Here is a 13,336-nt window from a genome sequence, read left to right as displayed (position 1 = left end):
TGTTCAGTCCCGGCATCTGGTGGATCGGATCGATGATGAAACGATCTGGCTCTGAAGTCCAGATTTTGCAGATGTATTCGTAGGGCGTGAGGCCGCTGAGAGTTTTGAGTCTGCGGGCAAAGTTGTAGGCAGCCATGAAGTCGCCGAGATGTGTTCGTAACTGATCGTGGCTTTCGTAGTGGTATCGCTTCACTGTCGCCTCTTTGATCGTGCGGTTCATCCGCTCGACTTGGCCATTGGTCCACGGATGGTTCGGTTTGGTCAGGCGATGCTCGATCCCGTTGGCCTCACAGATCATGTCGAAGCGCATCTGCCGGGAGTATACTCTGTTCCGGTTTCGTGGCTGTTCGGCGAACTGGATACCGTTATCGGTCAGGATCGTATGGATGCGATAAGGGACCGCCTTGAGCAAATGTTCGAGGAATTCCCAGGCGGTCTTGCGATCTGCCTTGTCGACGAGGTGGGTGACTGCAAACTTGCTGGTCCGGTCAATGCCAACGAAAAGATACAGCTTGCCCTCCGCAGTCTGCACCTCGGCAATATCGATATGAAAAAAGCCGATGGGGTAGCGCTTGAACCTCTGCCGCTTAGGCTTGTCGCCCCCGACATCCGGCAAGCGCGAGATGCCATGCCGCTGAAGGCACCGATGCAGCGCTGACCGCGTCAGATGCGGGATCGAGGGCTGGAGCGCATAGAGGCAATCATCCAACGGCAGTAGCGTATGCCGCCGAAATGCGACGATCATGGCCTCCTCGGCTTGACTGAGAATGGTTGAGCGAGGCTCTTTCGGCCCTGTTTTGCGATCCTCAACGGTCTCGCGCTTTCGCCACTTGGCAACAGTCTTCGGGTTGATCCCGAGTTCCTTGCTCAGCGCCGCGATCGAAGCTTGCGATCGCTGTATTGCTGCTCTGACAGCGTGCGTGGTCGTGGCGCTCCCGTGACGAACTTGTCCCATAGTGCTTCCTTCCATTCCAAAGAACAGATCGCACCATCAAACCATGGGATCAAACACCTAGTGCAGGTATTGAGGAACGTAACGGCAGCTGTGTCACAAGAACCCAGAGTTCGGGCTTGCGTGTAACAAGAATGAGATTTGACTATGCCCATACCTGACTGGCTGGCCGGCCTGCTTGCATCCCTGAAGGGGACAGAGGGCGACGACAAACTAGCAGGAAGCACCGATGATGACGTCATCGAGGCGGGCGAAGGCGCTGACACCGTAGCGGGTGAAGAAGGCAGTGACTTCATCGATGGCGGCGAAGGTGATGATGTCATTTATGGAGACATGGGTGACGGGTTCGAGCAGGGGGGGACGCCAGCCCGCTTGAACTGAAAATCGGCAACATCCAAAGCGTGACGCATGATGGCTGGAAAGGCTCAGATGGCGATTACGCTGTCTTCAGTGATGTTGCGACTTTGGAGGACGGCACCAAGGTCTGGGGCAAGCTGGTTCTGGTAGAGAAGACCAACCCGGACATGTGGGTGCAGTTCGGCTATACCGATGGTGCGGAAATCTTGCTGGAAGGGGACGAGGCGGGCGATCGGGCAACGTTCCGTCTGGAATTCTTCGACCCTTCAACCGGTGAACCGGTCTATCTGAACTCCACGGCCACTTTTAACTACATCGACGATAACAGCGGCAACGGAGATGCCGAGGCCGTCGTTATTGATGGCGGTATTTTCACTTCCTTTGGTGTCTCCTCGGATTCCAATCTCAGCATGTCCACGGATGGCAGTTTGGTAACGGCAGTCGGGACCCAGGAGAACGCATATACAGATCAGAGCGCCTGGTTTTCCGCGGCGTTCGAAGACCGTTCATCGATCGAATTCACCCTGCAGACGCGGGATGGACTGGCAGGGTTTACACTGTCTGGGGATGTCATCGACGATCCGGTCGTCACCCCGCTGGAGCGAGGCGCCGACACGGTGCTGGGTGGCGACGGCAACGATGTGGTTTTTGGCCAGGGTGGGGATGACTCGCTGCAGGGCGAAGAGGGGGATGACAGCCTGGACGGCGGTGAGGGCGATGACGTTCTGGAAGGCGGATAAGGCGCTGATACCCTGATTGGCGGGGCAGGCGGCGACACGCTCTCCGGCGGCGAGGGCAATGACTATATTGAAGGTGGCGCCGGTAACGACAGCCTGACCACGGGTTTGGGCAATGATACCCTAATTGGCGGTGAAGGCGATGATACCCTGCAAAACTCGGCCGGGGATGACAGCCTGGTCGGTGGCACCGGCAACGACAGCATAGTTGCCACCGACGGCAACGACACCCTGGAAGGCGGTGACGGCAACGACACCCTCTATGGCGGGAATGACAACGACCATTTGTCCGGCGGCGCCGATGCGGATCTGATGTACGGCGAGGCGGGCAGTGACAGTCTTGACGGCGGGGATGGCGCCGATGTGATGGACGGCGGGACAGGGGCGGATACTCTGATCGGCGGTCTTGGTGCCGACACGATCGCCGGTGGCGATGGTGACGACTACATTGAGGGCGGCGATGGCGACGACAGCCTGACCACGGGTCTTGGCAATGACACGCTGATCGGCGGGGCCGGCAATGATACCCTTCGAAACTCGGCCGGCGACGACAGCCTTGTCGGCGGCACCGACAATGATCTGCTGATCGGCGGCAGCGGTGCCGACGCGATGCATGGCGAGGCCGATGCCGACACTTTCGAGATGTCGGATGGCTTTGGCAATGACACTTTGACCGGCGGCGAGGTCGGCACAGACTATGACACCGTTGACGTCTCAGGGGTCACCGCAGGCGTCACTGTCGCTTTTACCGGAGATGAGGCCGGTACCATCACCGACGGCACGGATACGATCACCTTCTCCGAGATCGAGGCGCTCACTCTCACGGATCAAGCGGATGTTGTGGATGCTGCCGCAGACAGCGTCGGCACCGTGATTGATGCAGGGGCTGGTGGTGACACGGTGACCTTCGGGGCCGGTGATGACTCGATCACCAGCGGCATAGGCTATGATGAACTGATCCTGAGCAGCGGTGGCGGCGCCGATACGATCACCGACTTCAGCACGGGCGATGACGACTTTGACGGCTTCTATAATGATCAACTGGACGTCTCTGCGCTGACGGGAGGCACTGGCCCAGCTGGGGCCGTGCGTGCCTGGGACATCACTGTGGGCGATGATGGTTCCGGCAATGCATTGCTCACCTTTCCGGGTGGAGAACAGCTTGTTCTGCAGGGGATCGCCCCGGCCCAGATGTCGACTGTGCAGCAGATGTATTTTGCCGGCATTCCCTGTTTCACACCTGAAGTGCTGCTTGCCACGCAGCGCGGGGCGGTGCCGGCCGGGCAGGTCCGGGCCGGTGACTTGCTGCAGACGGCTGACAATGGCTATCAACCGGTCATCTGGACAGGCAGCCGCACCCTTTGCCCCGGGGAATTGGTGCAGCGCCCGCATCTGAGGCCCTATCGGGTCAGCCCAGGCGGAGTGCTGTCACCGGAGCGGCCGATGCTGCTTTCACCGCAGCACCGCCTGCTGATTGGTCGTGGGGCGTTGGACGGGGACAGGCGCTTTGACGAAAGTTTCCTTTCCGCAAAATTGCTGGCAGAGGTGGATACCTGCTGCGTTCAAGTGAGCGGCGGGAATGCGCCAGTAACTTATGTGCATCTCCTGACAGAGAGGCATGAGGTGATCTTTGCCGAGGGTATCGCAACGGAGACTTTCTGGCCGGGTCCCGAGGCGGTTCGCGGACTGCCTGCTGAAGCTATGCAAGAGCTGTTTGAGCTGTTTTCCGAGCTGGCTTCTGCGGTCTTCATTGCCAGTGACGAAGACAGAAAACAGGTGCGCGCGACGTACGGAAGCCTGGCGCGTCGCGCCATAAAGCGGCGAGACTTGAAAGATATGCTTTTGTCATGAACCGCGGCTGCGGGTCGGGCATTCTCTCCCTGTGGTTGCTGGCGCATCGGTAACACAGCGGCTGGCATTCTGTGAAATTGGCAGGTGTGTTGTCGTGCAGTTTGTTTTCGGACTTGTGGGCAAATTTGGCGCAAGCCCGGTCAGGGTATTGAAGTTTTGACGTTTTAGCCTGATATGTTGCGCAATATTTGAGTTGGATTTCCAGAATTGACCCCGGCCTGAAGCAGAGGTGCTTGCCTTCCCTGCATCGCGGTCAGGGAGAGCGCAACCAGAGCGCCGCGTTTCTGATCCACATCATTCAGCCTGGTTACGGGCATCATTTATTGGAGTTGTTCATTGGATCAGTCAGTCAGCCAGCATGTCTTTTCAACACCAATTGATCAGCAGCCCGGTTACAGTCTGCGCAGCCTGGAATTGGCAGTGCAACGGGCGCATGAGGGCCATATCCGCTGGCAGGCGGAATGCTTTGAACGGTTGAGCGGCGTGTCGTTGACAGGTGCCGAGATCACCTTGCTGCTGCTGATCGGCGAGGGCAGCGGGTCCAAGTCCATCAAGGAAATGGCCCGTATCACAAACCGCGTGGATATCCCGAATATCCAGTATTCCTTACGCAAGCTGGCGTCTGCGGGGCTGACCCGCAAATACGGGGCCGGCCGGTCCGGCGTTTCCTATAGCCTCACGGAAGACGGAAACCGTATGGCCGCTGACATGCAGGCCGCACGGAATGATCTTGTGCGGCAGGCGTATCCGGACCTTTCCGGGATGAGCAGAGAATTGGAAAACGCTCTGAAGGTCCTGGAGGAGCTGGCCGGAATTTACGGGGCCACCGACGGCACCGGCCGTAGCAGCAAACAGGGCTGAGACAGCACTGTATCATTGTGCAGGCAGGAGGCACCAGCTTAAGGTTCCATCATGATCGAACTCAAGGACCTTACGCTGCTGACCGCTTTGTCGCGGCACAAGCATTTTGCCAAGGCAGCTGCGGATTGCGGCATGTCGCAACCGGCTTTCTCGATGCGGATACGCAATCTGGAAGAGCGGCTGGGCCTGTCCATCGTCCGCAGGGCAAACCGTTTCCAGGGTCTGACGGAAGAGGGGCAGATGATCGTGCGCCGGGCGCGCTCGATTCTCGATGATGCCAAGGCCCTGGAGCAGGAGATTGCCGCAACACGCGGCGAAGTGACCGGCGGGCTGGTGCTGGGGGTGGTGCCGACAGCCACCGCTTGGGCGGCGCAGCTGGTGGATCAGGTGCATCAGACCTACCCGCGGATTTTGGCGCAGGTGGACGTTACCACCTCGCTGGCGATTCAGCAGCGGCTTTATGACGGGACAATTGACGCTGGCATTACCTATGCTGACGGCATAGGGCGCGAACTGGTGACTGTTCAGAAGCTTTACGAGGAAAGCTACGTGCTGCTGATGCCACAGAGCATGGCTGCAGGGCGCGGCGATACGATCAGCTGGGCGGAAGCGGCAGAGCTGCCGCTAAGTCTTCTGGATCAGCAGATGCAGAACAGGCGAATCCTGGATCGGATCTTTGCTGACCTGGGGCTGAAGCCGGAGATCGTTTCCGAATCCAATGGCTTCATGGCGTCCATGATTCTTGCGCGGGAAGGATCGGCAGCGACAATCCTGCCGCGCGCGTTGATGGCGGCGCTGGGCGAACTTGGCGGTACACGGGTGCTGGCGCTGGTGGAGCCGGAGCAGGCGCGCCCGATTTGCATCGCGACTCTGGACCGGACGCCGGAACTGATAACCGTGCGCGCTTTGAAAGAGGTGGTTGCGACGTTTGTGGACAATAGAATGTCGCAAATCGCATCATAAGCATTCCTGATCGTGCAATCCATTTTCCAGATTTGACGATATCCATTCTTGATGGCATTTCGTGGCCAAAGACGTGCTGACTGGAGGATCCCATGGCACCATTGGATGATAGCAAGGGCGTATGGAAGTCCGGCAAAGGCAAAGGGCGCAAGACGCCCAAAGGCCGCCAGGTCGACGACATTGCGCTGAGCGAGGTTCAGGAATTGCTGGGGGACCGCCCGCGCAACCGTGACCTTTTAATTGAGTTCCTGCACCTGATTCAGGACAAATATGGCTGCCTCAGCGCCGCGCATATCCGGGCATTGGCCGAGGAAATGCGCACCGGCCAAGCGGAGATCTATGAGGTCGCGACTTTCTACGCCCATTTCGATGTGGTGAAGGAAGGCGAAACCCCGCCGCCGGCGCTGACCATCCGGGTCTGCGATTCGCTGTCTTGCGAACTGGCAGGGGCGCAAGCTCTGCAAAAGGCGCTGGAAGACGGTTTGGACGCAAGCCAGGTACGCGTGCTGCGCGCGCCTTGCATGGGCCGTTGCGATACTGCGCCGGTTCTGGAAATTGGCCACAACCACATCGACCACGCCACCGTTGAAAAGGTGGACGCGGCGATTGCGGCGGATGATACCCATGCGCATGTGCCTGAGTATGAAACCTTTGCGGCCTATGAAGCAGAAGGCGGCTATGCGACGCTGAAAGACCTGCGCGCAAATGGCGACTGGGAAGCGGTTCAGGCGAAAGTCAAAGAAGCCGGTCTGCGTGGCCTGGGCGGCGCTGGTTTCCCGTCTGGCACCAAATGGGGCTTTGTGCGTGCCAACGAAGGCCCGCGTTACCTGGCGGTGAACGGTGACGAAGGCGAGCCCGGCACTTTCAAGGACCGCTACTATCTGGAGCGCACCCCGCATGTCTTCCTTGAAGGCATGTTGATGGCGGCCTGGGCCGTCGAAGCCGAGAAAGCCTTTATCTACATGCGCGACGAATATCCTGCGGTGCTGGAAATTCTGCGCCGTGAGATCAAAGCACTGGAAGACGCCGGTCTCGTCGAGCAAGGGTATATTGATCTGCGCCGCGGGGCAGGGGCCTATATCTGCGGTGAAGAAAGCGCGATGATCGAGTCGATCGAAGGCAAGCGCGGCGAGCCGCGCCACCGGCCGCCGTTTGTGGCGCAAGTGGGTGTCTTCGGCCGTCCGACCCTCGTCCACAACATCGAAACACTGTACTGGGTCTGCAAGATCAACCGCGAAGGGCCTGAATGCCTGAACTCGGTTGAGAAAAACGGCCGCAAGGGCCTGCGCAGCTATTCCGTGTCTGGCCGGGTAAAGAACCCGGGCGTGCATCTGCTGCCTGCCGGGTCCACCATCACCGACATTATCGAAGCCTGCGGCGGTATGCTGGACGGCCATGCCTTCAAGGCCTATCAGCCGGGCGGGCCCTCCTCGGGTCTGCTGCCTGCCTCGATGAACGACATTCCGCTCGACTTTGATACGCTGCAGCCGCATGGCACCTTCATCGGTTCCGCTGCTGTTGTGGTGCTGTCCGATCAGGATTCGGCTCGCGACGCGGCGCTGAACATGCTGCGTTTCTTCGAAGACGAAAGCTGCGGCCAGTGCACCCCCTGCCGGGTGGGCTGCGAGAAAGCTGTCAAGCTGATGAGCGAGAAGACCTGGGATCAGGGCCTCTTGGAAGAGCTGAGCGCGGCGATGGTTGATACGTCGATCTGCGGTCTGGGTCAGGCTGCGCCGAACCCGATCCGCCTGACCATCAAACACTTCCCCGAGGAGGTATAAGCCATGAGCGATAAAGTCACATTCACACTCGATGGCGAACAGGTCACGGCTGAAGCAGGCCTGACCATCTGGGAAGTCGCCAACGGTCGCGGACTGAAAATCCCGCACCTGTGCCACAAGCCGCAGCCGGGTTACCGCCCGGACGGCAACTGCCGTGCCTGCATGGTGGAGATCGAAGGCGAACGCACGCTGGCGGCCTCCTGTATCCGCGAACCCGCCGAAGGCATGGTTGTCACCACCAACAATGCGCGCGCCGAAAATGCCCGCAAGATGGTGATGGAGCTTTTGGTCGCTGACCAGCCCAAGCAGGAAGAGGCGCACGACAAATCCTCCCACATGTGGGACATGGCCGAGCTGAACGGGGTGACGGAATCCCGCTTCCCCAAGCTGGAAGAGGGCCGCATCCCGCTGCTGGATGACAGCCACATCGCCATGAAGGTGAACCTGGACGCCTGTATCTCCTGCGGTTTGTGCGTGCGCGCCTGCCGCGAAGTGCAGGTGAACGACGTGATCGGCATGGCCGGCCGCGGCCACGATGCCTATCCGACCTTCGATATTGCGGACCCGATGGGCCAGTCCACCTGTGTGGCTTGCGGCGAATGTGTGCAGGCCTGCCCGACCGGCGCGCTGATGCCCGCCACCGTGCTGGATGACAATCAGGTCGGTGACAGCAAGGATTACGATTCCGAGACCGAAAGCGTCTGCCCGTTCTGCGGCGTCGGCTGCAAGGTCTCGCTCAAGGTCAAGGACGGCAAGGTCAAACATGTCGAGGGCATCAACGGCCCGGCAAACGAAGGCCGTCTGTGCGTCAAAGGCCGCTTCGGCTTTGACTACATTCACCACCCGCACCGCCTGACCAAGCCGCTGATCCGCCGCGACGATGCGCCGGCCAAAGGCCTGAACGTCGATCCCGGCAACCTGTCGACCCATTTCCGCGAAGCGACCTGGGAAGAGGCGATGGATCTGGCGGGCAAAGAGCTGATGCGCTTGCGCGATGAAGATCCGAAATCGGTTGCGGGCTTTGGCTCGGCGAAATGCACTAATGAGGAGGCCTATCTCTTCCAGAAGTTCATCCGCCAGGGCTTCAAGCACAACAACGTCGACCACTGCACCCGTCTGTGCCATGCTTCCTCGGTTGCGGCGCTGATCGAAAACGTCGGCTCCGGTGCTGTGACCGCGACCTTCAACGAGATCGAAAACGCAGATGTGGCGATCATCATCGGCTCCAACCCGATCGAGAACCACCCGGTGGCCGCGACCTACTTCAAGCAGTTCACCAAACGCGGCGGCAAGCTCATTGTGATGGATCCGCGCGGTGTCGGCATGCGGCGCTTTGCGACTGAAATGCTGCAGTTCCGCCCCGGTGCGGACGTGTCGATGCTGAACGCGATCATGCATGTGATCGTCGAAGAAGAGCTTTATGACAGCCAGTACATCCACCGCTGGACCGAAAACTGGGAAGCTGAAAAAGAGCACCTGAAGCAGTTCACACCCGAGAAGATGTCGGAAATCTGCGGCATCGAACCGGACCAGCTGCGCCGTGTTGCCCGGATCTTTGCCAATGCCAATGCAGGGCTGATCTTCTGGGGCATGGGCATCTCTCAGCATATTCATGGCACCGACAACTCGCGCTGCCTGATTTCGCTGGCGCTGATGACCGGCAACGTGGGCAAGCCGGGTGCCGGCCTGCACCCGCTGCGCGGTCAGAACAACGTGCAGGGCGCGTCTGATGCGGGCCTCATTCCGATGTTCCTGCCGGATTATCAGACCGTGACCTCGGATGATGTCCGCAAGAGGTTCACCGATGTCTGGGGCGGCGGCGACTTCTCGAACGAGAAGGGCCTCACGGTGACCGAGATCGTGGACCAGGCCTATGTCGGCAATATCAAGGGCATGTATATCCAGGGTGAAAACCCGGCGATGTCCGATCCGGATGCGGATCACGCGCGCGATGCTTTTGCCAAGCTGGAGTTGATGATCGTTCAGGACATCTTCCTGACCGAGACGGCGAATTATGCCGACATCATCCTGCCGGCCTCGGCGCTTTATGAAAAGAACGGCACCGTGTCGAACACCAACCGCCAGGTTCAGCGGGTGCGCCCTGCTGTGGCACCTCCGGGCGAGGCACGCGAGGACTGGAAGGTCACCGTCGAACTGGCGCAGCGCATCGGGCTGCCTTGGGACTACAAGGATGTCAGCGAAGTTTTTGCCGAGATGAAGCTGAACATGAAGTCGCTGAACAACATCACCTGGGAGCGTCTGGAGACCGAGACCATCACCTATCCGTCGCTGCATGAGACCGACCCCGGTCAGGCGATTGTGTTCGGCGACGGCTTCCCGCGCCCTGAGGGCCGGGCCCGCTTCACCCCGGCTTCGGTGATCCCGCCGGATGAGGCGCCGGATGCGGATTATCCGATGATCATGACCACCGGTCGCCAGCTGGAGCATTGGCACACCGGGTCGATGACTCGGCGCTCGTTGGTGCTGGATGCGGTGGAGCCGGAGGCGAACTGCTCGCTCAACCCTCGCACGTTGAAGTTGATGGGGGTTGAACCGGGTGAAATGGTGCGCCTGTCCACCCGCCGCGGCTCGATCGAGATCATGGCCCGGGCCGACCGGGCGATTGCCGAGGACATGGTGTTTGTGCCCTTCGCCTATGTGGAAGCGGCGGCCAACATCCTGACCAACCCGGCTCTGGACCCCTATGGCAAGATCCCCGAGTTCAAATTCTCGGCGGTGAAGGTCGAAAAGGTCGAAGGGCAGATCGCTGCCGAGTAAACGGGCAAAATCTGTTTGAGGAAACAGAGCGGGCGCGGAACCAGGGGTTCCGCGCCCGTTTCTTTTGGTGGCGCCGGGCTGGCGCCCGGCGCGGTATCGCGCGTCAGCACCGGATGGGACAAGGCGGCATGGTGAGAGTCCGACGCGCCCGGCCCCCGTCGCTGTTGTTCAGTGATCTTGGTGTCCACTCAGTCCAATGGACATCTAGGGTGTGGTTGTAAGCAATCGTAAAAGCGTCGGAAGTGGACTGGCTGGGGAAAACGGGAGGTCTGCCAGCAAGCCGTTCTTTCATCTGGCATGTGGTGTTGAGGTTTTTCGCTTTGGCTGCGCCATGAGCGACCCGCGCCGCGCCTGAAAGGCGCGGCGCCCGGCCCAACTGGCGGGCTGGCATCTGGGATGCCTGCGCGGCGGGCGGGAGTGCTTGCTTGTTGGGCAGCCGTGGTGCCAGGCAGTGAAACTGATCAGCCGTGGCGGGCGAGGAACCGGTCCAGATCCCGTTGTGTCGGGCGGCTGCCGGTGAAAACCTCTATCCAGCCGGGCATTAGGGAAATCCGGTATTCTTTGCTTTCATGCACCTGCATCGAGATGTATCCGATCTGGGTGTAGATCATGGTCCGGGCCCGGATCAGGGCATCTTGTTTCTGATATCCGAAGCGAAGGAACATGTTTGTCATGGCGTGTTCCCGGCGGGTATCAGCCTGATCCAGCTGTGCTTGCAGGTTGCTGTCGTTGCGTGCCCAGTTGCGGATTGCCAGATCCAGCCGTGCATCAAACAGGTCCGGGTCGATCCAGCAGTCGAACAGGTTGAACATAGCCTCGGCAATGTTTTCGGCATAAGCCTCGGTGCGGGCCACCAGATTGCCGGTGTTCCGCTCTTCCCACCGTCGCACCATCGCTTCCAGCAACTCCTCCCGGTCGGTGAAGTGCCAGTAGAAACTGGTCCGCGAAACGCCAAGACGCTTGGCCAGCGGCATCACCTTTACCGCCTCCACGCCGCTTTCCGTCAGCATCTCATAGGCGGCTGCCAGCCAGTCTTCTTCGCTGAGCCGCGGGCGGGCAATGTCCTGTGTGTCCATGCGCCAGCCATAGCAGCGGGGCAGAGTGGGCGCAACTTTTCTTGACAGGTATGGTTGTTTAATCGACATATGTGTCAAGAGGGGCGAGACACGCCGCCAAGCCGAGACACAGTGCCAGGAGACCCCATGTCCAAAGATCCGCTGCTGCAACCCTATCAGCTAAAGCATCTGACACTTCGCAACCGGATCATGACCACCAGCCACGAACCGGCCTACCCGGAAGATGGCATGCCCAAGGAACGCTATGCAGCGTATCACGCTGAACGTGCCAAAGCAGGTGTGGCCTTGACGATGACGGCAGGGTCCGCGGCTGTCAGCAGGGACAGCCCGCCGGTGTTCAACAATATCCTTGCCTATAAGGATGAGGTGGTGCCCTGGATCCGCAACCTGACCGATCAAGTGCATGAGCACGGCGCAGCCGTGATGATCCAATTGACCCATCTGGGCCGCCGGACCGGCTGGAACAAAGGCGACTGGCTGCCCTCTGTCAGCTCCTCGCGCCACCGGGAACCTGCGCATCGGTCGTTTCCGAAACTGGCGGAGGATTGGGATATCTCCCGGATCATCTCAGACTTTGCCGACGCGGTGGAGCGGATGAAAGAAGGCGGCATGGATGGGATTGAACTGCAGGTCTATGGCCATCTGCTGGATCAATTCTGGTCGCCACTGACCAATGACCTGGACGGGCCTTATGGCGGCCAGACGCTGGACAGCCGGATGCAATTTCCGATGGATGTGCTGCGGGCAATTCGCAAACGGGTCGGCAACGAGTTTATCGTCGGCCTGCGCTATACGGCGGATGAAGCGGAAGCGGGCGGGGTAACGGCAAAAGAAGGGATCGAGATTTCCAAGCGCCTGGCTGACAGCGGGATGGTGGATTTTCTCAACGTGATCCGGGGCCGCATTCACACCGATCCGGCGATGACGGATGTGATCCCGGTGCAGGGCATGACAGCGGCACCGCATCTGGATTTTGCCGGCGAAGTGAAGAAGACAACCGGCATGCCGACCTTCCATGCGGCCCGCATTCCTGATGTGGCCACCGCGCGCCATGCGGTCGCAAACGGGTTGCTGGATATGGTCGGCATGACCCGGGCCCATATGGCGGATCCGCATATCGTCAAAAAGATCATGGAAGGACGTGAGGACGACATCCGCCCCTGCGTTGGGGCGACCTATTGCCTGGATCGGATCTATCAGGCGGGGGAGGCGCTGTGCATTCACAATGCGGCCACCGGCCGCGAGCTGTCTATGCCGCACCAGATCGCACCGGCTCAGATCCGCAAGAAGGTGGTGGTCGTGGGCGCAGGTCCAGGCGGCTTGGAGGCGGCGCGTGTTGCCGCAGAACGCGGCCACGAGGTGACCGTTTTCGAAGCCGCAGCAGAGCCGGGCGGCCAGGTTCGGCTGACAGCGCAAAATCCGCGACGGGCGGAAATGATCGGCATCATCGACTGGCGCATGGCGCAATGCGCAGCGCGGGACGTGAGGTTCCGTTTCAACACATGGGCGGAGGCAGAGGATGTTCTGGCTTTGACCCCGGATGTTGTCATCGTGGCAACGGGCGGGATGCCTTGCATGATGCTGCATGAAACCGGCACGGAACTGCCGCATGCGGTGTCCAGCTGGGACATTATCTCGGGCGATGTGAAACCGGCCGCAAATGTTCTGGTCTATGATGAAAGCGGCGACCACCCCGGGCTGATGGCAGCGGAAGTGGCTGCTGGCGCCGGTGCCAGGGTTGAGATCATGACCCCCGACCGCAGCTTTGCGCCGGAGGTGATGGGGATGAACCTGGTGCCTTATATGCGGGCGTTGCAGAACAAGGATGTCACCTTCACAGTTGCCCGCCGGCTCAAGGGGCTGGCAGGTGATGGCAACAGACTGGTGGCGTCTATTGGCACGGACTACAGCGCGCACTCATATCAGGCTGAATATGATCAGGTGATCCTGAACTATGGGACATTGCCCCTGGATGATCTG

Annotated in this window: 7 protein-coding genes and 1 pseudogene (1 of these 8 cut by a window edge); 6 read left to right on the top strand and 2 right to left on the bottom strand. The window is 60.0% G+C overall.

The annotated features are described in order from the left end of the window. On the bottom strand, positions 1-955 hold a 955-nt coding region (locus ACP151_RS19835), incomplete at its 3' end, for an IS481 family transposase (RefSeq protein ID WP_424980202.1). Positions 956-1,099: 144 nt separating this feature from the next. Here ACP151_RS19835 and ACP151_RS19830 point away from each other — a divergent pair. From ACP151_RS19830 to fdhF, 5 genes and pseudogenes are all read left to right on the top strand, one after another. Beyond that, a pseudogene (locus tag ACP151_RS19830) lies at positions 1,100-3,897 on the top strand (Hint domain-containing protein). A 336-nt stretch (positions 3,898-4,233) separates the two neighbouring features. Next, a complete protein-coding gene (locus tag ACP151_RS19825; RefSeq protein ID WP_424980592.1) occupies positions 4,234-4,758 on the top strand; it encodes a winged helix DNA-binding protein in 525 nt (174 codons plus the stop codon). 51 nt (positions 4,759-4,809) lie between these two features. Then, a complete protein-coding gene (locus ACP151_RS19820; protein WP_424980591.1) occupies positions 4,810-5,721 on the top strand; it encodes a LysR family transcriptional regulator in 912 nt (303 codons plus the stop codon). Between the two features lie 92 nt (positions 5,722-5,813). Further along, positions 5,814-7,502: an NAD(P)H-dependent oxidoreductase subunit E gene (locus ACP151_RS19815; RefSeq protein WP_424980590.1), complete on the top strand. Its 1,689-nt coding sequence runs from the start codon at positions 5,814-5,816 to the stop codon at positions 7,500-7,502. A gap of 3 nt (positions 7,503-7,505) precedes the next feature. After that, the gene (gene fdhF, locus ACP151_RS19810) at positions 7,506-10,280 is read left to right on the top strand and encodes a formate dehydrogenase subunit alpha (RefSeq protein WP_424980589.1); all 2,775 of its coding nucleotides are present in this window, start codon (positions 7,506-7,508) and stop codon (positions 10,278-10,280) included. A 461-nt stretch (positions 10,281-10,741) separates the two neighbouring features. Here the strand turns inward: fdhF and ACP151_RS19805 are convergent, their stop codons facing one another. Continuing rightward, the gene (locus tag ACP151_RS19805; protein ID WP_424980588.1) at positions 10,742-11,356 is read right to left on the bottom strand and encodes a TetR/AcrR family transcriptional regulator; all 615 of its coding nucleotides are present in this window, start codon (positions 11,354-11,356) and stop codon (positions 10,742-10,744) included. 126 nt (positions 11,357-11,482) lie between these two features. On the opposite strand from ACP151_RS19805, the gene ACP151_RS19800 reads away from it, so the two are divergent. Beyond that, on the top strand, positions 11,483-13,336 hold the 5' portion of the coding sequence (locus ACP151_RS19800) for an FAD-dependent oxidoreductase (RefSeq protein WP_424980587.1). Its footprint extends 192 nt past the window's final position; 1,854 of the gene's 2,046 nt are visible here — the first part of the coding sequence; the start codon lies at positions 11,483-11,485; the stop codon falls past the right edge of the window.

This window comes from Leisingera sp. S232 (assembly GCF_049800895.1).
Lineage (GTDB): Bacteria > Pseudomonadota > Alphaproteobacteria > Rhodobacterales > Rhodobacteraceae > Leisingera.
This window is presented reverse-complemented; position numbering and strand designations above follow the sequence as displayed.

Excerpts from the sequence above, each read along its gene's own strand:
- fdhF (WP_424980589.1), top strand. The coding sequence starts at position 7,506 with ATGAGCGATAAAGTCACATTCACACTCGATGGCGAACAGGTCACGGCT.
- ACP151_RS19805 (WP_424980588.1), bottom strand. The coding sequence starts at position 11,356 with ATGGACACACAGGACATTGCCCGCCCGCGGCTCAGCGAAGAAGACTGG.
- ACP151_RS19815 (WP_424980590.1), top strand. The coding sequence starts at position 5,814 with ATGGCACCATTGGATGATAGCAAGGGCGTATGGAAGTCCGGCAAAGGC.
- ACP151_RS19820 (WP_424980591.1), top strand. The coding sequence starts at position 4,810 with ATGATCGAACTCAAGGACCTTACGCTGCTGACCGCTTTGTCGCGGCAC.